The 20,710-nt window shown below is 75.9% G+C and carries 21 protein-coding genes and 1 riboswitch; of the genes, 16 read left to right on the top strand and 5 right to left on the bottom strand.

Annotation, left to right across the window (positions count from 1 at the left end):
• Positions 1–15 precede the first annotated feature (15 nt).
• Positions 16–390, bottom strand: a complete 375-nt coding sequence (locus K1J57_RS27750; protein ID WP_220561660.1) for a CrcB family protein — start codon at positions 388–390, stop codon at positions 16–18.
• Positions 390–857 carry a CrcB family protein gene (locus K1J57_RS27745; RefSeq protein WP_220561659.1) on the bottom strand — a complete coding sequence of 156 codons (468 nt, stop codon included), beginning with the start codon at positions 855–857 and terminating at the stop codon, positions 390–392. The genes K1J57_RS27750 and K1J57_RS27745 overlap by 1 nt, the downstream gene beginning before the upstream one ends.
• Positions 858–896: 39 nt before the next feature.
• A riboswitch (Fluoride riboswitch) is annotated at positions 897–968 on the bottom strand.
• 119 nt (positions 969–1,087) lie between these two features.
• Here K1J57_RS27745 and K1J57_RS27740 point away from each other — a divergent pair.
• Positions 1,088–2,434 carry a CoA transferase gene (locus tag K1J57_RS27740; RefSeq protein WP_220561658.1) on the top strand — a complete coding sequence of 449 codons (1,347 nt, stop codon included), beginning with the start codon at positions 1,088–1,090 and terminating at the stop codon, positions 2,432–2,434.
• 19 nt (positions 2,435–2,453) lie between these two features.
• On the opposite strand, the gene K1J57_RS27735 is transcribed toward K1J57_RS27740, so the two are convergent.
• Positions 2,454–3,377: an aminoglycoside phosphotransferase family protein gene (locus K1J57_RS27735; protein ID WP_220561657.1), complete on the bottom strand. Its 924-nt coding sequence runs from the start codon at positions 3,375–3,377 to the stop codon at positions 2,454–2,456.
• A 179-nt stretch (positions 3,378–3,556) separates the two neighbouring features.
• On the opposite strand from K1J57_RS27735, the gene K1J57_RS27730 reads away from it, so the two are divergent.
• Positions 3,557–4,495 (top strand): alpha/beta hydrolase, encoded by a 939-nt coding sequence (locus K1J57_RS27730; RefSeq protein ID WP_220561656.1) that lies wholly within the window; start codon positions 3,557–3,559, stop codon positions 4,493–4,495.
• 33 nt (positions 4,496–4,528) lie between these two features.
• Here the strand turns inward: K1J57_RS27730 and K1J57_RS27725 are convergent, their stop codons facing one another.
• Both K1J57_RS27725 and K1J57_RS27720 read right to left on the bottom strand, forming a co-directional pair.
• A complete protein-coding gene (locus K1J57_RS27725) occupies positions 4,529–5,194 on the bottom strand; it encodes a DUF1345 domain-containing protein (protein WP_220561655.1) in 666 nt (221 codons plus the stop codon).
• Positions 5,195–5,273: 79 nt separating this feature from the next.
• Positions 5,274–6,014, bottom strand: a complete 741-nt coding sequence (locus tag K1J57_RS27720) for a GntR family transcriptional regulator (RefSeq protein WP_220561654.1) — start codon at positions 6,012–6,014, stop codon at positions 5,274–5,276.
• A gap of 140 nt (positions 6,015–6,154) precedes the next feature.
• Between K1J57_RS27720 and K1J57_RS27715 the strand changes: the two genes are divergently transcribed.
• The 14 genes from K1J57_RS27715 to K1J57_RS27650 all read left to right on the top strand — a co-directional run bounded on the left by K1J57_RS27715 (position 6,155) and on the right by K1J57_RS27650 (position 20,704).
• Complete coding sequence (locus K1J57_RS27715; RefSeq protein WP_220561653.1) at positions 6,155–7,159, top strand: Gfo/Idh/MocA family oxidoreductase; 1,005 nt, start codon at positions 6,155–6,157, stop codon at positions 7,157–7,159.
• A gap of 109 nt (positions 7,160–7,268) precedes the next feature.
• Complete coding sequence (gene iolC / locus K1J57_RS27710; protein ID WP_220565830.1) at positions 7,269–8,234, top strand: 5-dehydro-2-deoxygluconokinase; 966 nt, start codon at positions 7,269–7,271, stop codon at positions 8,232–8,234.
• Complete coding sequence (locus tag K1J57_RS27705; protein ID WP_220561652.1) at positions 8,231–9,106, top strand: aldolase; 876 nt, start codon at positions 8,231–8,233, stop codon at positions 9,104–9,106. Before iolC ends, K1J57_RS27705 begins: the two co-directional genes overlap by 4 nt.
• Positions 9,103–10,002 carry a 5-deoxy-glucuronate isomerase gene (gene iolB, locus K1J57_RS27700; RefSeq protein ID WP_220561651.1) on the top strand — a complete coding sequence of 300 codons (900 nt, stop codon included), beginning with the start codon at positions 9,103–9,105 and terminating at the stop codon, positions 10,000–10,002. Before K1J57_RS27705 ends, iolB begins: the two co-directional genes overlap by 4 nt.
• Positions 9,999–11,885 carry a 3D-(3,5/4)-trihydroxycyclohexane-1,2-dione acylhydrolase (decyclizing) gene (iolD, locus tag K1J57_RS27695; protein ID WP_220561650.1) on the top strand — a complete coding sequence of 629 codons (1,887 nt, stop codon included), beginning with the start codon at positions 9,999–10,001 and terminating at the stop codon, positions 11,883–11,885. The genes iolB and iolD overlap by 4 nt, the downstream gene beginning before the upstream one ends.
• A gap of 29 nt (positions 11,886–11,914) precedes the next feature.
• Positions 11,915–12,850, top strand: a complete 936-nt coding sequence (locus K1J57_RS27690) for a TIM barrel protein (protein ID WP_220561649.1) — start codon at positions 11,915–11,917, stop codon at positions 12,848–12,850.
• Positions 12,851–12,902: 52 nt separating this feature from the next.
• On the top strand, positions 12,903–13,880 hold the full coding sequence (locus tag K1J57_RS27685; RefSeq protein WP_220561648.1) for a sugar ABC transporter substrate-binding protein: 978 nt from the start codon (positions 12,903–12,905) through the stop codon (positions 13,878–13,880).
• Between the two features lie 2 nt (positions 13,881–13,882).
• On the top strand, positions 13,883–14,956 hold the full coding sequence (locus K1J57_RS27680) for an ABC transporter permease (RefSeq protein WP_220561647.1): 1,074 nt from the start codon (positions 13,883–13,885) through the stop codon (positions 14,954–14,956).
• Positions 14,953–15,741, top strand: a complete 789-nt coding sequence (locus K1J57_RS27675; RefSeq protein ID WP_220561646.1) for an ATP-binding cassette domain-containing protein — start codon at positions 14,953–14,955, stop codon at positions 15,739–15,741. The genes K1J57_RS27680 and K1J57_RS27675 overlap by 4 nt, the downstream gene beginning before the upstream one ends.
• Positions 15,742–15,948: 207 nt before the next feature.
• The gene (locus tag K1J57_RS27670; RefSeq protein ID WP_220561645.1) at positions 15,949–16,779 is read left to right on the top strand and encodes a CoA transferase subunit A; all 831 of its coding nucleotides are present in this window, start codon (positions 15,949–15,951) and stop codon (positions 16,777–16,779) included.
• A gap of 41 nt (positions 16,780–16,820) precedes the next feature.
• On the top strand, positions 16,821–17,549 hold the full coding sequence (locus K1J57_RS27665) for a CoA-transferase subunit beta (protein WP_220565829.1): 729 nt from the start codon (positions 16,821–16,823) through the stop codon (positions 17,547–17,549).
• A complete protein-coding gene (locus K1J57_RS27660) occupies positions 17,549–18,727 on the top strand; it encodes a thiolase family protein (protein ID WP_220561644.1) in 1,179 nt (392 codons plus the stop codon). The genes K1J57_RS27665 and K1J57_RS27660 overlap by 1 nt, the downstream gene beginning before the upstream one ends.
• A gap of 40 nt (positions 18,728–18,767) precedes the next feature.
• A complete protein-coding gene (locus tag K1J57_RS27655) occupies positions 18,768–20,228 on the top strand; it encodes a benzaldehyde dehydrogenase (protein WP_220561643.1) in 1,461 nt (486 codons plus the stop codon).
• Positions 20,229–20,347: 119 nt separating this feature from the next.
• Positions 20,348–20,704 carry a VOC family protein gene (locus K1J57_RS27650; protein ID WP_220561642.1) on the top strand — a complete coding sequence of 119 codons (357 nt, stop codon included), beginning with the start codon at positions 20,348–20,350 and terminating at the stop codon, positions 20,702–20,704.
• Positions 20,705–20,710: the final 6 nt, after the last annotated feature.

Below are 20,710 nucleotides of genomic sequence, written 5' to 3'. Positions count from 1 at the left end.
GGACGTGCCGCCCGGTCAGGGGAGGAGGCCGCCCACGAGCAGCCCCAGCGCGGAGGCGAGCAGGCCGAGCAGGAGCATCCCCCAGGCGTACACGAGCGCGACGCCCCGGGAGCCCGCGCGCAGCAGCCGGACCGCCTCGACCGAGGCCGTGCCGAACGTCGAGTAGCCGCCCAGGAACCCCACCCCGGCGACCTCGGGGAGGCCGCCGGCGTATCCGTGGGCGAGGGCGTAGCCGGTGAGCAGGCCCAGCAGCAGGCAGGCGGAGACGTTCACGGTGAGCGTGCCCACCGGCAGCCGGGTCCGGCCGCCCCGGGTCAGCGCGGTGTCGACCAGGAACCGGCAGGCGCCCCCCGCCCCGCCGGCCAGCGCGGTCATCAGCAGCAGGACCATCACCGCCCCCGCCCCGCGCGGCGCGCGACCGCTGCCGCCCCCGCGACGCCGACCCCGGCCGCGGCGACCCCGGCGGCGACGCTCGCCACCGCGTAGGCCGCGGCGACGGACGGGTGGCCGGTGCCCGCGAGCCGGCCGACCTCGATCACGTACGTGCTGTAGGTGGTGAACCCCCCGAGCACGCCGGTGCCCGCGCCCAGGCGGACCCGCCTGCGCCACCCGGTGTCCCCGCCCGAGCGGGAGAGCGCCTCCAGGAGCGCGCCCAGCAGCAGGCTCCCCAGGATGTTGACGCCGAAGGTCGCCCACGGCCACTGGCCCGCCCCGGCGGGCAGGGCCGCGCCGATGCCCGCGCGCGCGAGCGTGCCGACCGCGGACCCGGCCGCGACCAGCAGTGCAGTGCCGAGGATGTGCGTGCGGGGCCCGGGGGCGGTCCCCGCGGCCGCGGGCCGCGCCGGTGTGCGTGTCATCGCCGAACCCTTCCGGGCGGGCCGGACCCGCCCCGTGGAAACGGTGCAGGAACCATCAGCCGACCGGCGGTTCGGGCGGGCGCCCCGGCGGGATCCATCGCCGCCGCGAGTCTATCCCGGCCGGTGGGGGCCGGGGCGGAGCCGGGCCGTGCGGAGGGCGGCCGAGGGCGGACACCCGGCATGCGGGACCCGGGGCGGGGGAGGGCCGCCGGGTTGGGCACAATGCCCCTATGGGTGGAACCGACGTCACCACGTCCGTGCTCTGGTCCGCGCTGGGCGGCCCGCCCGGCCTGGCGGAGGGGGTGTCCTACCGGGGTGCCGGGGCGGTGCTCCCCGCCCGGCTGCCGGTGCGGGAACTGGCCCGCGCCACCGTCGGGGTGTGCTCGCTGGCCGCCGCCGAGCTGCTGGCCGCCCGCGGCGGCGCCCCGGTGCGGCCGGTGGAGGTGGACGAGGGCTCGGTGGCCACCGCCTTCGTCAGCGAGCGCCACCTGCGGGTGGACGGGCGCCCGATGGTGCCGTTCGCGCCCCTGTCCGGGTTCTGGCGCACCGCCGACGGCTGGGTGCGCACCCACGCCAACTACCCCCACCACCGCGAGCGACTGCTGGCCGCCCTGGAGCTGTCCGGGGACACCGACGCCGAGGCACTGGGCCGGGTGCTGGCCGGGCGGCGGGCCCGGCAGGTGCAGGAGGAGGTGTACGCCGCCGGGGGACTGGCGGTGGCCGTGGCCGACCACCCCGACCCCACCCGCCCTCCCGTCGTGGAGGAGCGCCCCATGTGGGGTCCGGCCGACCGCCCCCTGGGCCCCGCGGACCTGCCGGCCGCCGGGGTGCGGGTGCTGGACCTGACCCGGGTGATCGCCGGACCGGTCGCCACCCGCACCCTGGCCCTGCTCGGCGCCGACGTGCTGCGGGTGGACACCCCCCGCCTGCCCGAGGACCGCGACACCCACATCGACACCGCGCCCGGCAAGCGCTCCACCCTGCTGGACCTGGCCGAGCCCGCGGACCGGGAGGTGTTCGAGGGCCTGCTGGCCTCGGCGGACGTGGTGGTCACCGGCTACCGCCCCGGGGTCCTGGACCGGTACGGGCTGTCGCCCGAGGACCTGGCCGAGCGGCGCCCCGGGATGATCACCGCGGCCCTGTGCGCCTGGGGCTGGTCCGGCTCCCGCTCCGGGCGCCGCGGGTTCGACAGCCTGGTGCAGGCCGGGGTCGGCATCGCCGCCGCGGAGGCCGGGGAGGACGGCGCCCCCGGCGCGCTGCCCGCCCAGGCCCTGGACCACGGGACCGGGTACCTGCTGGCCGCCGCCGTCCTGCGCGCCCTCACCGACCGGGCCGCCGACGGCCTCGGACGCGACCTGCGCCTGTCCCTGGCCGGGACCGCCGGGCTGCTGCTGCACGGTATCGACCCCGTGCCCGCCGCCGGGGGCGCCCACGACCCCGAACGGTGGCTGACCACCGCGGACTCCCCGTACGGCGGGCTGCGCTACGCCCGCCCGCCGATCGGCTACGCCGGGGCGCCCACCGACTGGGCGACCCCGCCCACCCGGTGGGGCTCGGACGCCCCGGCCTGGCTCTGACCGCCCCGGCGCCGGCGGCTCAGTACCGGTGCTCCAGCAGGGCCCCGGCGACGGCGGCCCCCTCCGGCTCCAGGACGTCGTCGCCGTCCTCCACCTGCCACAGCGCGTCCTGGAGCACCCGCCCCAGCGTCCACCCCGCGGCGCGCGACCGGTCCAGCCCCAGCCGCTCGGCGAGCAGGTCGAACCGGCGCAGCACCGCCCGCGGCACGTCGCCGCGGGCCCGGACCTCCTCCCACCGGTTGGTCAGGGCCGGGAGCAGGTCGAACCCGGGGTCCCCGGCCAGCGGCTCGGGGTCGATGGCCAGCCACGGCTCGCGGTCGGCGGCCAGCACGTTGTCGTAGTGCAGGTCCCAGTGCAGCAACCGGTCGCCGGGGGAGTCCAGGAGCTCGGCGACCGCGGCGGCGCAGGCGCGCACCAGGGCGCGGTCCTCCTCGCGGCGCAGCTCCGGAACGGCTCCGGGGGCCTGCGCCACCATGGCGGACGCCACGTCGGCGAGGGTGCGCAGCCCCGCCGGGGCGGGCACGGCGGTCAGCCGGGCCAGCAGGTCGGCGAGGATTCCCAGGGCCTCGGTGTCGTCGGGCACCGCCGACAGCGGGCGGGCGGCGTCCAGCCGTTCCAGCAGCAGGCCGCCGGTGGCCGGGTCGTGGTCCAGCAGGCGGACCGCGCCGTCGCCGTTCCAGGTGCGCAGGCCCAGGGCCGTGCCCGCGCTCTCCTCGGTGACGGGCTGGGCCTTGAGCACGGCCGGTGTGCCGTCGGGGCGCACCACCGGCAGGACCAGGCCCGCCATGCCGTTGCGGGCGGGGCCGTCGGGGCGCAGCGACCAGCGGTCCACGAGGTCGCGGACCAGGGCGGGCAGCGCGGCGAGCCAGGCGCGGCCCCGCGGGCTGGAGCCGTGCGAGGCGACCAGCGCCTCGGGGACGTCGATGTGCAGGGAAAAGGGCACGGGTGAGATCTCCTTCGCGGTGGATGTTCCAGGGGTCGCGAAGGAGCGGGGCGGTGCCCGGATGCGCCCGGGCCGGGGTCAACGCATGGTCAACACTGTAGGGCCTGCCGAGGGCCGGGGGGACGGCGGTGTCGGAGGCGGTGGATAACTTACCGCCATAGAACACCGAGGAGTCGTCCATGCCCCCGCTGCACCCCGAGCTGCGCCGTATCCGCTACCTCCCCGTGCCCCCGGTCACCAGGGGCACCAGCGGGGTCATGCGCTGGTTCACGTCCCGGATGCGGCCCGGCCGCGTGCCCGCGGACATGACCGTGCGGCACCGCACGGTGCCCGGCCCCGCCGGGGCGCCGCCGGTCGAGGTGTGGGTCTACCGGCCCCGGTCCGCCCCGTCCACCACCCCCGCGCTGCTGTGGGTCCACGGCGGCGGGCACCTGATCGGCCACCCCGCGCAGGACGAGCGGGGCAGTGTCGGGTTCGCCCGCGAGCTGGGCATCACCGTGGTCGCCGTCCGCTACCGCCTGGCGCCGCGCCACCCGGCCCCGGCCGGCCTGGAGGACGTCCACGCCGCGCTGGAGTGGATGGCCGCCTCCGCCGGTGAGCTGGGCATCGACCCCGGGCGCATCGCCGTCGGCGGGGCCAGCGCCGGGGGCGGCCTGGCCGCCGCGCTGGCGCTGCTGTGCCACGACCGGGGCGGGCCGCGGCCGGTGTTCCAGCTACTCGTGTACCCGATGCTCGACGACCGCACGGCGCTGCGCACCGATATCGACACGGCGAACATGTACCTGTGGTCGCCCTCGGCCAACCGCTACGCCTGGAGCGCCCTGCTGGGCCGCCCGCCGGGCTCGGAGGGGGTGTCGCCCTACGCCGCCCCCGCGCGCCGGGAGGACCTGTCGGGGCTGCCCCCGGCGTGGATCGGGGTGGGCACCAACGACCTGTTCCACGACGAGGACGTGGCCTACGCCCGCCGCCTGGAGGAGGCCGGGGTGCCGTGCGCGCTGAGCATCGTGCCCGGCGCCTTCCACGGGTTCGAGGTCCCCTTCGCGGACACGGGGGTGGTCAGGGGCTTCCGCCGCGCGCAGACCGACGCCCTGCGCGCCGCGCTCTTCCCCGACGCCTGAGGGCCCCCCGGCGCCGCGGCGTGCCGGACGGGGTCAGCCCCCGGTGACCACGCCGATGGCGGTGGCCAGCACGACCGCGTTGTAGAAGAACGCGAGGATGCCGTGGAGCATCACGTGCCAGCGCATCCGGGTGCTGACCACCGCCACGTCGGACACCGCGAACGTCGACCCCATGACGAAGGAGAAGTACAGGTAGTCGGGCATGGTCGGGTGCTCCGTGCAGGGGAACTCCAGGCCGCGTTCGTCCTCGTTCCGGGCGCGGTAGGAGCGCGCGTACCCCGAGTGCAGCAGGATCCAGCCCAGGACCATGGTGAGGGCGCCGAAGGCCGCGATCGCCGTGCCCAGGACGTCGTCGCCGCTGAAGTCCAGTACCAGCAGGGCGGCGCTGAGCCCGGCGAAGCCCGCCAGCACCGGGAAGACCAGGATGAACCGCTTGGGCCGCAGGACGCGCTCCCACCGGCGGCGCGGCCGGGGAACGCCGCCGGCGGCCCCCGGTGCCCCCAGCGCGCGGCGGCGGACGCTCCAGATGCCGACGGCGAGGTAGAGCAGGACGGCCGCGTCCCACAGGAACAGGAAGCCGAGGTCCTCCTCCGGGTCCCCGCCGAAGATCAGGAACAGGCCGAGCAGCAGGATGAACAGTTCGGCCAGCCGGGTCAGGGCGAGTCCGGCGAACCCGGTCCGGGCGGCGGTGGTGGTCATGTCCGCCACCTTCCCGGGCCGCCCCGCGGAAGGGGAGCGGACACGCCGGGCACGGCCCCCGGCGCCGCTGCCCGGAGGGTCAGCCGGTGAGGGTCAGCTCGAAGGAGTACCGCGAGGCCCGGTACAGGTGGGAGCCGTGCTCCACCACCCGGCCCACGTCGTCGTAGACGGTGCGGTCCATGGTGAGCAGCGGCGCCCCGCGCCGCTCCTCCAGCACCCGCGCCTCGGCGGCGGTGGCGACGCGCGCCCCGATGCTCTGGGAGGCGACCTTGAGCCGCACCCCCGCCGCCCGCAGCAGCTGGTACAGCCCGTGGTCGCGCAGGGCGTCCTCGTCCAGGCGGACCAGGTCCGCGGGCACGTGGTTGCGCATCAGCGCCAGCGGCCCGTCGCCGATGCGGCGCAGCCGCTCGATCGTGTACGCCCGGCCCCCCTCGGGCAGTTCCAGGACGGCCGCCACGGCCGGGGGCGGCTCCTCCACGACCAGCCGCAGCACCTCGGTGCGCGGCTCCTCCCCGGCGCGGGTGAGGTCGTCGTAGAGGCTGGACAGCTCCACCGGGCGGCGCACCCGGGGCCGTACCACCTGGGTGCCCACCCCGCGCCTGCGCACCAGCAGGCCCCGGTCGACCAGGTACCCGATGGCGCGGCGCAGGGTCGGCCGGGACAGGCCGAGCCGGTCGGCCAGCACCACCTCGTTCTCCAGGCGGGTGCCCGCCGCCAGCTCGCCGTCCAGGATGCGGCGCTCGATCTCCCGGGCCACCTGGAAGTAGAGGGGGATCGGGCTGGCGCGGTCCAACGGGATCGACAGGGGCGTCTGGGTCACGGTGCCAGTGTACAGATTGACCGGAGATCATGATGTCCATATGTCTAGACAAACTCTTGACACCGGGGAGGGTCGGCGTGACGATGGGGGCGCCGGTGTGACGTGACGCACACACCCCCCCGTTCTCGAAAGGGCGCTCCATGCGCATTGGCCTCATCGGAACCGGACGCATCGGACTCTCGCACGCCGCCGCCCTGGCGGCCCGACCCGAGGTCGGCGACCTGCTCGTCGCCGACCTCGACCCCGCCCGCGCCCGCGCGGCCGCCGAGCGCACCGGCGCCCGGGCGGCCGAGCGGGTCGAGGACCTCCTCGCCCCCGGGGCGGTCGACGCCCTCGTGGTCACCGCCGCCACCGACGCCCACCCCGGCCTCATCCTCGCCGGGGCCGCCGCCGGGATCCCCGTCTTCTGCGAGAAACCCGTCGCCCCCACCGTCGCCGAGACCGTGCACGTGCTCACCGAGGTCGAACGCGCCCGGGCCCGGGTGCACATCGGTTTCATGCGCCGCTTCGACGCCGGGTACCGGCGCGCCCACAGGGCCCTGCGCGACGGCGAGCTGGGCGAGCTGCACCGGGTCCACGCCACCACCTGCGACATGGCCCCGCCGCCCGCCGCCTACGTCGCCGGGTCCGGGGGCCTGTTCCGCGACTGCCACGTCCACGACTTCGACATCCTGCGCTGGGTCACCGGCCGGGAGGTCGAGGAGGTCTTCGCCTACGGGGCCGGCCGGGGCGCCGACTACTTCGCCGAACACGGCGACGTCGACACCTCCGCCGCCGTGCTGCGGCTGTCCGACGGGACCCTGGCCACCCTCCAGGGGTCGAGGTACAACGGCGCGGGGTACGACGTGCGCATGGAACTGGCCGGAACACACGCCACCCTGGCCGTCGGACTCGACGACCGGGTCCCCCTGCGCTCGGCCGAACCCGGCACCGCGTTCCCCGCGGGCGACCCCTGGGAGGAGTTCTGGTCCCGGTTCACCCCCGCCTACGAGGCGGAGATCGCCGCGTTCATCGCCATGGTCCGCGACGGCACGCCCAGCCCGTGCACGGTCGCCGACGCGCTGGAGGCCGTACTCGTCGCCGACGCCGCCGACCTGTCCAGGCGCGAGCACCGGCCGGTCCGGGTGGACGAGGTCCGGCCCTGAACCGGCGCCGGCGAGCAGAGAGGGAGGAGACCGCGTGACCACCGCCCCCGACGGACCCGCGACCGGGCCCCGCCCCGCCGGACCGTCCGCCCCCGCCGAGGTCCTCACCATGGGCCGGGTCGGCGTCGACATCTACCCCGACCAGGTCGGAGTGGGCCTGGACGAGGTCACCTCCTTCGGCAAGTACCTGGGAGGGAGCCCCACCAACGTCGCCGTGGCCGCCGCCCGGCACGGCCGCTCGGCCGCCGTCCTCACCCGGGTGGGCGACGACCCGCTGGGCCGGTTCGTGCGCCGGGCCCTGGCCGGGTTCGGGGTGGACGACCGGCACGTGCGCGCCGTCCCGGGCACCGCCACCCCCGTCACCCTGTGCGAGGTCTTCCCGCCCGACGACTTCCCGCTGTACTTCTACGGCCGCGACCCCGCCCCCGACCTGCTCATCGGCGCCGACGAACTGGACGAAGGCGCCATCGCCGGGGCCGGCCTGTTCTGGGTCACCGGCACCGGCCTGTGCCGGGAGCCCTCCCGCACCGCCACCCTGGAGGCCCTGCGCGTCCGCGGCCGCCGCGGCCACACCGTCCTGGACCTGGACCACCGGCCGATGTTCTGGGACTCCCGCGAGGACGCCCGCGCCCAGGCCGCCAGGGCCCTGCCCCTGGTCACCGCCGCCTGCGGCAACCTCGACGAGTGGGAGGTCGCCGTGGGCACCCGCGACGCCGACGAGGCGGCCCGGCGCGGCCTGGACCTGGGCCTGGAGACCGCCGTGGTCAAACAGGGCCCCGAGGGGGTCCTGATCGCGACCGCCGCGGCCGTCCACCGCGAACCCCCGGTCCCCGTGGATGTGGTCAACGGCCTGGGCGCCGGGGACGCCTTCGGCGGCGCCCTGTCCCACGGGCTGCTCGCCGGCTGGGGCGTCGCCGAGACCGCCCGGTTCGCCAACGCCGCCGGGGCCATCGTCGCCTCCCGGCTGTCCTGCGCCGACGCCATGCCCACCACCGCCGAGGTCCGACACCTGCTGGGGGAGCCCGGGCGGGAGCCCCCGCCCGCCGACCGCGGACCGGCGGGGGAGGCACCGTGATCGCCGACCGCTACCGCGACCTGGTCGCCACCCGGGTCCACCGCCCCGACGCCATCGCCCGGGCCGCCGCCGACCGGGCCCGGCCCGCCTCCCCGGTCGGGCCCACCGGGCGGGTCCTCATCATCGCCGCCGACCACCCGGCCCGCGGCGCCCTGGCCACCGGGGGCCGCCCGCTCGCCATGGCCGACCGCGTCGACCTGCTCGACCGGCTGTGCACCGCCCTGGCCCGGCCCGGGGTGACCGGGGTGCTGGCCACCGCCGACCTCGTCGAGGACCTGCTGCTGCTCGGCGCCCTGAACGGCAAGTCCGTGTTCGGCTCCATGAACCGGGGCGGCCTGGCCGGGGCCGACTGGGAGGTCGACGACCGCTTCACCGGCTACACCCCCGACGGCCTGGTCCGCGCCGGACTCCAGGGCGGCAAGATGCTGCTGCGCCTGGACTACGCCGACGGCCGCACCGCACCCGTCCTGGAGCACTGCGGCCGGGCGGTGAGCCTGCTCAACGCCGCCCGCCTGGTGGCGATGGTCGAACCCTTCGTCTCCCGGCGCAGCGGCGGCGTGCTGCGCAACGACCTGTCCACCGAGGCGGTGGCCCGCGCCGCCGCGATCGCCTCGGGGCTGGGCGACTCCTCCGCCCGCACCTGGCTCAAGCTGCCGGTGGTGGACGGGATGGAGCGCGTCGCCGCCGCCAGCACCCTGCCCGTGGTCCTGCTGGGCGGCGAGGCCGCCGCCGACCCCGAGGCCGCCTACGAGCGCTGGGCCGAGGCCCTGACCCTGCCCACCGTCATCGGACTGACGGTGGGCCGTTCACTCCTGTACCCGGCCGACGACGACGTCGAGGCCGCAGTCGACACCGCAGTGGGGCTCCTGTGACATCCACCGAACACCGCCACCACCTCCCGGCGCTCAGCACCGCGGCGCCGCCCTTCCGCACGGTCGTCACCCCCGAGGCCGCCGGATGGACCTACTCCGGGCTGCGGGTGCTGCACCTGGCCCCGGGCGCGAGCGCGCGCATCGCCACCGGCGGGGCCGAGACCCTGGTCCTGCCCCTGGACGGCGGCTGCACCGTCACCACCGGGGAGGGGGAGGTGTTCGGGCTGACCGGCCGCAGGGACGTGTTCTCGCGGGTCAGCGACTTCGCCTACCTACCCCGGGACGCCCACGCGACCGTCGCCTCCGCCGGGGGCGGCCGCTTCGCCCTGCCCTCGGCCCGCTGCGAGCGGCGCCTGCCCGCCCGCTACGGGCCCGCCGAGAAGGTCCCGGTGGAGCTGCGCGGCGCAGGTCAGGCCTCCCGCCAGGTCAACAACCTGTGCACCCCCGAGAGCTTCGAGGCCGACCGGCTCATCTGCTGCGAGGTCCTCACCCCGGCCGCCAACTGGTCCTCCTACCCGCCGCACAAGCACGACGAGGCCACCGGCACCGAGTGCGAGCTGGAGGAGATCTACTACTTCGAGGTCGCCCGCGGCCCCCGCGGCCCCGGCATGGGCTACCAGCGGGTCTACGGCGACCACGACCGGCCCGCCGACCTGCTCGCCGAGGTGCGCTCCGAGGACGTCGTCCTCATCCCGCACGGCTGGCACGGGCCCTCCATGGCCGCCCCGGGCTACGACCTGTACTACCTGAACGTCATGGCCGGGCCGGGCGACGAGCGCGCCTGGCACATCACCGACGACCCCGCCCACGGCTGGGTCCGCGACACCTGGGCCGGTCTGCCGACGGACCCGCGGCTGCCGCTGTGCACCGCCCAGGGGCCGGGGGAGGGCCGATGAGCGGGGACACCGTGCGCCTGACCACCGCCCAGGCACTGGTCCGGTTCCTGGCCGCCCAGTACACCGAACGCGACGGCGGGCGCCGCCGCCTCATCGCCGGGGTGTGGGGCGTCTTCGGCCACGGCAACGTCGCCGGGCTGGGCCAGGCCCTGCTCCAGGCCGCCGTCACCGGCGAGGCCGACCTGCCCTACCACCCGGCCCGCAACGAGCAGGCCATGGTGCACGCGGCCACCGCCTACGCCAAGGCGAGCGACCGGCTGTCGGCCTTCGCCTGCACCGCCTCCACCGGGCCCGGCTCCACCAACATGGTCACCGGGGCCGCCCTGGCCACCACCAACCGGCTCCCGGTCCTGCTACTGCCCTCGGACATGTTCGCCACCCGCGCGGTGGACCCGGCGCTCCAGCAGCTGGAGGACACCCGGGCGGGGGACGCCACCGTCAACGACGCCCTGCGCCCGGTCTCCAAGTACTGGGACCGCGTCACCCGGCCCGAACAGCTGGTCCCCGCGGCCCTGGCCGCGATGCGGGTGCTCACCGACCCCGCCGAGACCGGCGCCGTCACCCTGTGCCTGCCCCAGGACGTGCAGGCCGAGGCCCACGACTGGCCCGAGGCGTTCTTCCGCGACCGCGTCTGGCACGTGGACCGGCCCCGCCCCGACACCGCCGCCCTGGAACGAGCCGCCGCCGCGGTCCGCGCCGCGCGGCGCCCGCTGCTGGTCGCCGGGGGCGGGGTGGTCTACTCCGGGGCGGCGGCCGAGCTGCGGGCGCTGGCCGAGGCCACCGGCATCCCCGTCGCCGACACCCACGCCGGCAAGGGGGCCCTGCCCTGGGACCACCCGTGCTCGGTCGGTGGGCTGGGCGCCACCGGGACCGCCGCCGCGAACGCCCTGGCCGCCGACGCCGACGTGGTCGTCGGGGTGGGCACCCGCTACAGCGACTTCACCACCGCCAGCCGCAGCGTGTTCGGCGACCCCGGCGTGCGGCTGGTCAACGTCAACATCGCCCGCGCGGACGCGGTCAAGCTCGGCGCCCACACCGTGGTCGCCGACGCCCGCGAGGCCCTGGCCGCCCTGCGCGCCGCCCTGGACGGGTACCGCGTCCCCGCCGCGCACGAACGCCGCGCCCGGGAGCTGGCGGCGGACTGGGCCGCCGAGGTCGACCGCCTGCACCGCGCCCCGGCGGCCGACGGCCTGCTCGCCCAGACCGCCGTCCTGGGCGTGCTCAACGACGTCCTCGACGACCGCGACGTGGTGGTCAACGCCGCCGGGAGCATGCCCGGCGACCTCCAGGCGCTCTGGCGGGCCCGCGACCCCAAGGCCTACCACGTCGAGTACGCCTACTCCTGCATGGGCTACGAGGTCGCCGCCGGGCTGGGGGTGCGCATGGCCGCCCCCGACCGGGAGGTCGTCGTCCTGGTCGGCGACGGCTCCTACCTGATGATGGCCCAGGAGATCGCCACCATGGTCGCCGAGGACCTCAAGGTCACCGTCGTCGTCGTGGACAACCGCGGCTTCGCCTCCATCGGCGGGCTGTCGGAGTCGGTCGGCTCCCAGCGCCTGGGCACCGCCCACCGCCGCCGCGACCCCGTCACCGGGCGCGACGACGGACCGCCGCTGCCGATCGACCTGGCCGCCAACGCCGCCTCCCTGGGCGCCCGCGCGGTCCGCGCCCGCACCCTGGACGACCTGCGCGACGCCCTGCGCGGCGCCCGCGACGGTACGGGGGTCACCGTCATCGAGGTGCGCACCGACCCCCGCGCCCCCGGGCCCGACTCCGGCGCCTGGTGGGACGTGCCCGTCGCCCAGACCTCCGAGCTCGACACCACGCGCCGGGCCCGCGAGGCCTACGAGCGCGCCCGCACCGCCCGCCGCCACCACCTGTAGCCCATCGCCTTCAGAAAGGGACCGAACGGATGACAGAGGCCACCGGCCCCGCCCAGGACCGGCTGATCCTGGGATCGGCCCCCGACTCCTGGGGGGTGTGGTTCCCCGACGACGAACGCCAGGTCCCCTGGGACCGCTTCCTCGACGAGCTCGCCGCCACCGGCTACGAATGGCTCGAACTGGGCCCCTACGGCTACCTGCCCACCGACCCCGACCGGCTCGCCGACGAGGTGGGCCGCCGGGGGCTGAAGGTCAGCGGCGGCACCGCGTTCGGCAACCTCCACGACCCCCGCGCCCGCGAGGACACCGTGGCCGTGGTGCGCGCCGTCGCCGGGCTCACCGCCGCCGTGGGCGCCCGCCACCTCGTGCTGATCCCGCCCATGTTCCGCGACGAGAAGACCGGCGCCTACACCGAACCGCCCCACCTGGACGCCCGCCAGTGGGCCGAGCTCACCGCCACCGCCGACGAGTTGGGCCGCATGCTCCTGGGCGACTACGGCGTGCGGCTGTGCCTGCACCCCCACGCCGACACCCACGTGCTCACCCAGCCCGAGATCGAGCGCTTCCTCGACGCCACCGACTCCGACCTGGTGTCGCTGTGCCTGGACACCGGGCACGTGGCCTACGGTGGCGGCGACGCCGTGGACCTGATCCACCGCTACGCCGAACGCGTCGGCTACGTCCACATCAAGCAGATGGACCCGGCGGTCCTGCGCCGCGTCCACGCCGAGGGCCTGTCCTTCGGCGAGGCCGTCGAACTGGGGGTGTGCGTGGAACCGCCCGCCGGGGAGCCCGCCCCCGCCGCCGTCATCGAAGCGCTCCGCGAGGTCGACGCCCGCCTGTTCGTCATCGTCGAACAGGACCTGTACCCGTGCGAGCCCGACGTGCCCGCGCCCATCGCCGAGCGCACCCGCCGCTACCTCAACTCCTGCGGCCTGGGCGCCCGCCGCCAGAGGAGGCCCTGACCCGGCCCGCCGCACCACCGAACCGTCCCCCGACCGAGAGGGCCCACGACCCATGCAACGCCCGAAACCCCGCACCTCACTGGCCCTGGCCGCCGCGACACTGCTGGCCGCCACCGCGTGCAGCTCCGAGGGGGGACGCGGGGAACCCGCCGGAGACGGCGCCCCGGCCCCCGAGCTGACCATCGCGATGATCACCCACCAGGTCCAGGGCGACACCTTCTGGGACATCGTCCGCACCGGCGCCGAGGCCGCGGCCGAGAAGAGCGGCGTGAACCTGGAGTACACCGCCGACCCCGAGGCCTCCGAGCAGGCCAACCTCGTGCAGAACGCCGTCGACCGCGGCGTCGACGGCATCGCCGTCACCCTGCCCTCGCCCGACGCCATGCGGGACGCCGTCACCGCCGCCACCGAGGCGGGCATCCCCGTGGTCGCCCTCAACGCCGGCATGGACCAGTGGCAGGACATGGGCGTCCAGCAGTACTTCGGCACCGACGAGCGCCTGGCCGGGGAGGCCTACGGCGAGCGCCTCAACGAGGAGGGGGCCCGGAACGCCGTCTGCGTCATCCACGAGCAGGGCAACGTCTCCCTGGAGGCGCGCTGCGAGGGACTGGCCGAGACCTTCGACGGCGAGTCCGAGGTCCTGTACGTCGACAGCGCCAACATGCCCGAGGTGCGCTCCACCGTCTCCTCCCGCCTGGAGGAGTCCGCCGACGTCGACCACGTGGCGGCCCTGGGCGCGCCCATCGCCGTCACCGCCGTGGACGCCGTCGCCGACGCGGGGTCCCAGGCCACCGTGGCCACCTTCGACACCAGCGCCGAACTCGTCGAACTGGTCCGCGCCGGCGACGTCGCCTGGGCCGTCGACCAGCAGCCCTACCTCCAGGGCTATCTGGCGGTCGACTCCCTGTGGCTGTTCAACACCAACGGCAACACCCTCGGCGGCGGCGAGGCCGTCCTGACCGGCCCGGCGTTCATCGACGGGACCAACATCGAGCAGGTCGCCGAGTACGCGGAGAGGGGGACCCGGTAGCCATGGCGGGCACGGAGGCGCTCCGGGCGCCGGACCCCGCCGCGGGCGGGGGACAGGGCGCGGCGGGGCCGAACCGCCGGTCGCCGCTGCGCCGCCTGGCCACCCGGCCCGAACTGGGGTCGCTGCTGGGCGCGGCGGTGGTGTTCGCGGTGTTCTTCGCCGTGGCCGAGCCCTTCCGCACCGCCTCGGCCATGGGCACGGTCCTGTACGCCGCGTCGACCATCGGCATCATGGCGGTCGGGGTGTCGCTGCTGATGATCGGCGGCGAGTTCGACCTGTCGGCCGGGGTCGCGGTGGTCTCCTCGGCGCTCACCGCCTCGATGACCGCCTGGTGGTTCGGGCTCAACGTGTGGGCCGGGGTGGCGATCGCGCTGGCGGTGTCGCTGGGCATCGGGTTCCTCAACGGGTGGATCCTGGTGCGCACCCGGCTGCCCAGCTTCCTGGTGACGCTGGCGATGTTCCTGATGCTCCAAGGGCTCAACGTCGCGATCACCCGCATCGTCGTCGACGGGGTGTCCACCCGGAACATCTCCGACATGGACGGGTTCGCCTCGGCCCGGGCGGTGTTCGCGTCGTCCTTCCCGGTGGGCGGGCTGGACCTGCGCGTCACCGTGCTGTGGTGGGCGCTGTTCACCGCGCTGGCCACCTGGGTGCTGCTGCGTACCCGGGTCGGCAACTGGATCCAGGCCGTGGGCGGTGACGCCGAGGCCGCCCGGGCGATGGGCGTGCCGGTGGCGGGGGTGAGGATCGGGCTGTTCATGACGGTGGGGTTCTTCGCCTGGTTCTCCGGCATGCACCTGCTCTTCGCGTTCAACACCGTCCAGTCCGGCGAGGGCATCGGCAACGAGCTGCTGTACATCATGGCGGCGGTGGTCGGCGGCTGCCTGCTCACCGGCGGGTACGGGACGGTGGTGGGCGCGGCGGTCGGCGCGCTCATCTACGGGATGACCCGGCAGGGCATCGTGTACGCGGGCTGGGACAACTACTGGGTGATGTTCTTCGTCGGCGCGATGCTGCTGGCCGCCGTCGTCCTCAACGCGTGGTTCCGCGCCCAGGCCGACAGGGGGACGACATGACCGACGCGCCTCTGCTGGAACTGGCCGGGGTCGGCAAGGCCTTCGGCACCGTCCGGGCGCTCACCGGGGTGGACCTGGTGGTGCGGGCCGGGGAGGTGACCTGCATCCTGGGCGACAACGGCGCGGGCAAGTCCACGCTGATCAAGATCATCGCCGGGCTGCACCCGCCCACCACCGGGGTGTACCGGGTGGACGGGCGGGAGGTCGCCCTGTCCTCCCCGCGCCAGGCCCGCGATCTGGGCATCGCCACCGTCCACCAGGACCTGGCGATGGCGCCGCTGATGCCGGTGTGGCGCAACTTCTTCCTCGGGAAGGAGAAGCTGCTGCGGTGGGGCCCGTTCTCGATGGCGGACGCCGCGGGGATGCGGCGGATCGCCGACGCCGAGCTGCGCCGGATGGGCATCGTCCTGCCCGACATCGACGCGCCCGTGGGGAAGCTGTCCGGCGGCCAGCGCCAGGTGGTGGCGATCGCCCGGGCCGTGTACTTCGGCGCGCGGGTGCTGATCCTGGACGAGCCCACCGCCGCCCTGGGCGTCAAGCAGTCGGGGATGGTGCTCAAGTACATCGCCGCCGCCCGCGAGGAGGGGCTGGGGGTCGTGTTCATCACCCACAACCCGCACCACGCCCACCTGGTCGGGGACCACTTCGTGGTGCTCGACCTGGGCGAGGTCGTGCTGGACGCCGCCCGCTCCGAGGTCCGGCCCGAGGACCTGGTCCACCAGATGTCCGGCGGCGCCGAGCTGGAGGGCCTGCGCCACGAGCTCGAACGCGGCGGGCGCGCCTGAGGGCGCCCGCGGACCGGCCCGGGAGCCCCGGTCCGCGGGCAGGGGGGCGCCGCGCCCCGGCGGAGGCCGGGCCGCGGCGCCCTTCCGCGTGCCCGCCCCGCCCCGCCGGGGGCGCGCGACCTTGACGGATCTCCGGTGGCGGCGTTACGGTCTCCTCAGTTGTTCGCTTTGAGAACAATGGTTCGCTATACGAACGGAAGGTCCTTCATGATCGCGCCACTGGACGAGGCGATCGCCGAACTCGTCCACGACGGCGACACGGTCGCCCTGGAGGGGTTCACCCACCTCATCCCCGTCGAGGCCGGGCACGAGATCATCCGCCAGGGGCTGCGCGACCTCACCCTGGTCCGGATGACCCCCGACATCGTCTACGACCGGATGATCGGCGCCGGCTGCGCCCGCAGGCTCGTGTTCTCCTGGGGCGGCAACCCCGGGGTCGGCTCCCTGCACCGGTTCCGCGACGCCGTCACCACCGGCTGGCCCGTCCCCCTGGAGATCGAGGAGCACAGCCACGCCGGGATGGCCAACCGCTACCTCGCCGGCGCCTCCGGACTGCCCTTCGCCGTCCTGCGCGGCTACAGCGGGACCGACCTGGTCGCGCACAACCCCCACATCAAGACCGTCGTCTGCCCCTTCACCGGGCAGGAGCTGGCCGCCGTCCCCGCCCTCAACCCCGACGTCACGGTCATCCACGCCCAGCGCGCCGACCGCGCGGGCAACGTCCAGATGTGGGGCATCATCGGCATCCAGAAGGAGGCCGCCCTGGCCGCCGACCGGGTCCTGGTGACCGTCGAGGAGGTCGTCGACACCCTCGAACCCGTCCCCGGCCAGGTCGTCCTCCCCGCCCGGGTGGTCGACCGCGTCAGCGTCGTCCCCGGCGGCGCCGCCCCCTCCTACGCGCACGGCTACTACGAGCGCGACAACGAGGCGTACAGGTCCTGGGACGCCGTCGGCCGCGACCGCGAGGCCTTCACCCGCTGGCTCGCCGACCTCACCGCCACCGCGCCCGCCGCCACCCCCGAGGGGACCGCCCTGTGACCACCGCGACCCGGACCTCCGACTGGACCTCCGACGAGATCATGACCGTGGCCGCGGCCCGCGCCCTGGGCGACGGCATGTCCTGCTTCGTCGGCATCGGCCTGCCCAGCACCGCCGCCAACCTGGCCCGCCGCACCCACGCTCCGGGCCTGTGGATGATCTACGAGTCCGGCACCCTGGGCACCGTCCCCGCCCACCTGCCGCTGTCCATCGGCGACGGCGTGCTGGCCGAGAGCGCCGACGCGGTCGTCTCCGTGCCCGAGGTGTTCAACCTCTGGCTCCAGGCCGGGCGCATCGACGTCGGCTTCCTGGGCGCCGCCCAGATCGACCGCTACGCCAACATCAACACCACCGTCATCGGCGACTACGCCGACCCCAAGGTGCGCCTGCCCGGCGCGGGCGGCGCCCCCGAGATCGCCGCCTCCTGCGGGGAGGTCGTCATCATCGTCCGGCACAGCACGCGCGCGTTCGTCGACCGGGTCGACTTCGTGACCTCCGTCGGCCACGGCTCGGGCCCCGGCGACCGCGAGCGCCTGGGCCTGCGCGGCCGGGGCCCCACCCGCGTCATCACCGACCTGGGCGTCCTGGAACCCGACCCCGACACCCGCGAACTGGTCCTCACCGGCGTGCACCCCGGGGTGACCGTCGACGAGGTGCGCGCCGCCACCGGCTGGGACCTCAGGGTCGCCCCGGACCCGGAGACCACCCCCGAGCCCACCACGACCGAGCTGTCGGTGCTGCGCTCCCTGACCGGAACGGGGGCCCGGTGATGGCCGACGTCCACATCCTCGACGCGGTGCGCACCCCCTTCGGCCGCTACGGCGGCGCCCTGTCCGGGGTGCGCCCCGACGACCTCGCCGCCCACGTGGTCGGCGCCCTGGTCGAACGCACCCCCGCCCTGGAGGGCGGGGCCGTCGACGAGGTCGTCCTGGGCAACGCCAACGGCGCCGGGGAGGAGAACCGCAACGTCGCCCGCATGGCCGCCCTGCTCGCCGGGCTGCCCACCACCGTCCCCGGCGTCACCGTCAACCGCCTGTGCGGCTCGGGCATGGAGGCCGCGATCCAGGCCGCCCGCGCCGTCCAGACCGGCGACGCCCGCCTGGTCCTGGCCGGGGGAGTGGAGTCCATGAGCCGCGCCCCCTGGGTGCTGCCCAAACCCGCCAAGGGCTTCCCCGCCGCCGACGCCGCCCTGCACTCCACCACCCTGGGCTGGCGCATGGTCAACCCGCGCATGCCCGGCCGGTGGACCGTGTCGCTGGGCGAGGCCACCGAGGGACTCGCCGCCGCCCACGGCATCGGCCGCGACGACCAGGACGCCTTCGCCCTGGCCAGCCACACCAGGGCCGCCCGGGCCTGGGAGCAGGGCGTGTTCGACGACGAGATCGTCCAGGTGCCCGGCGCCGCGCTCGACCGCGACGAGTCCGTCCGCGCCACCTCCGCCGACAGGCTCGCCGCCCTCAAGCCCTCCTTCCGGGAGGACGGCACCATCACCGCGGGCAACGCCTCCCCCCTCAACGACGGCGCCGCCGCCCTGCTCATCGGCGACACCTCCGCCGCCGAGGCCTTGGGCGTGCGGCCGCTGGCCCGCATCGCGGGACGCGGCGCGGCCGGGGTCGACCCCGACGTGTTCGGCATCGGCCCGGTCCGCGCCGCCGAGATCGCCCTGGAGCGCGCCGGGATCGGCTGGGGCGACCTGTCCGTCGTGGAGCTGAACGAGGCCTTCGCCGCCCAGGCCCTGGCCTGCATCCGCTCCTGGAGCGAACTGGACCCGGCGATCGTCAACCCGAACGGCGGAGCCCTCGCCATCGGCCACCCCCTGGGCGCCTCCGGCGCCCGCGTCCTGGGCGCCCTCGCCCACGAGCTGCGCCGCCGCGGCGGCGGCTGGGGCCTGGCCGCCCTGTGCATCGGCGTCGGCCAGGGACTGGCCGTCGTCCTGCACGCCGACTGACCGAAACCGTCCCCACCACCCCCCGGGAAGGCCCGTACCCATGACCGAGACCCTGCTGGCGGACGGCCGCTGGTCGTCGCGCATCCACACCGACGGCTGGCGGCCCGCCCCCGCCACCCGTACCGTCACCGCCCCCGCCACCGGCGAGGCCCTGGGCGAGGTCGGCCTGGCCACCGCCGCCGACGTCGCCGAGGCCGCCGAGCGCGCCGACGGCGCCCGCCGCGCGTGGGCCGCCCGCACCCCCGCCGAGCGCGCCGCCGTGCTGCGCCGCGCCGGGGACCTGTTCGAGCGGCACGCCGAGGAGATCCGGGACTGGATCGTCAGGGAGGCCGGGAGCATCCCGCCCAAGGCCGCCATGGAGACGACCATCGCCGCCGCCGAATGCCACGAGGCGGCCGCCCTGCCCACCCACCCGCACGGCGACGTCCTCACCTCCAACGACGACCACTGGTCGTTCGCCCGCCGCCGCCCGGCCGGGGTGGTGAGCGTCATCGCCCCGTTCAACTTCCCGCTCATCCTGGCCATCCGCTCGGTCGCGCCCGCCCTGGCCCTGGGCAACGCCGTCCTGCTCAAGCCCGACCCGCGCACCACCGTCTCGGGCGGGGTGTCCATCGTCCGCGTCTTCGAGGAGGCCGGGCTGCCGGCGGGGGTGCTCCAGCTGCTGCCCGGCGGCGCCGACGTGGGCGAGGCCGTCGTGACCGCGCCCGCGGTGCGCGTGGTGTCCTTCACCGGCTCCACCCCGGCCGGCCGCAGGGTGGGCGAGGCCGCCGCCCGCCACCTCAAGCGCGCCCACCTGGAACTGGGCGGCAACAACGCCCAGGTCGTGCTGCCCGGGGCGGACCTGGCCGGGGCCGTCTCCGCCGGGGCGACGGGGTCGTTCCTGCACCAGGGCCAGATCTGCATGAGCACCGGCCGCCACCTGGTCCACGAGTCCCTGTACGAGGAGTACGTGGCGGCGCTGGCCGAGAGGGCCGGCCGCCTGCCCGTCGGCGACCCGGCCGCCGGGTCGGTCGCCCTGGGGCCGATCATCGACCGGGGCCAGCTGGAGCGGGTGCACGGCATCGTCACCGCCACCGTCGAGGCGGGCGGCAGGCTCGCCGCGGGCGGCACCTTCGAGGGGCTGTTCTACCGGCCGACCGTGCTGTGCGACCTCACCCCGGACATGCCCGCCTGGCGGGAGGAGCTGTTCGGCCCGGTCGCCCCGGTGCTGCCGTTCGCCACCCCGGAGGAGGCGGTCGCGCTGGTCAACGACTCCGAGTACGCGCTGTCGGTCAGCCTGCTGGGCGAGGTCGGCGAGGCCATGCGGATCGCCGACCGCATCGACACCGGCAAGCTGCACATCAATGAGCACACCGTCGCCGACGAGGCCAACGCCCCGTTCGGCGGGTGGCGCGACTCCGGCACCGGCTCCCGGTTCGGCGGGGCGCAGGCCAACATCGAGGCGTTCACCGAGACCCAGTGGCTCACCGTCCGCCCCGACATCCCCGACTACCCCTTCTGACCCGTCCGGCCCGGGCACCCCGCGGGGCGCCCGGGCCGGTGTCGGCGGCCTGCGGTAGCCTGCGCCCTCCGGGGGCCGGAGCGCCCGGCGCCGCCGGCGAACGGAGAGAGGGGACGCCCATGGCCTCGATGACCCACCTGTACGCGGTCCTGCCGGTCACGGACCTGGAGGCCTCGCTCGGCTGGTACACGGCGCTCTTCGGCCGACCCGCCGACGAGGTGGTCGGCGAGGAGACGATGTGGCGGGTGGACGAGGCGGCCTGGGTCGTCGTCGCCGCCCACCCCGACCGCGCCGGCGGCGGCATCCTCACCCTCGGCGTCACCGGACTCGACCGGATCCTGGCGCGGCTGACCGCCCACGGCGCCGGCCACGAACCGGTGGAGACCTACGGCAACGGCGTCCGGCACGCCGTCGCCCGCGACCCCGACGGCAACAGCGTGTCGCTGGCCGAGGCGCCCCCGGCCGAGTCCCCGTGAGCGCCG

This window comes from Nocardiopsis sp. MT53, assembly GCF_019598965.1.
Classification (GTDB): Bacteria; Actinomycetota; Actinomycetes; order Streptosporangiales; family Streptosporangiaceae; genus Nocardiopsis; species Nocardiopsis changdeensis.
Note: the sequence above shows the minus strand (reverse complement) of the source record. Positions and strands in the feature narration are given on the sequence as shown.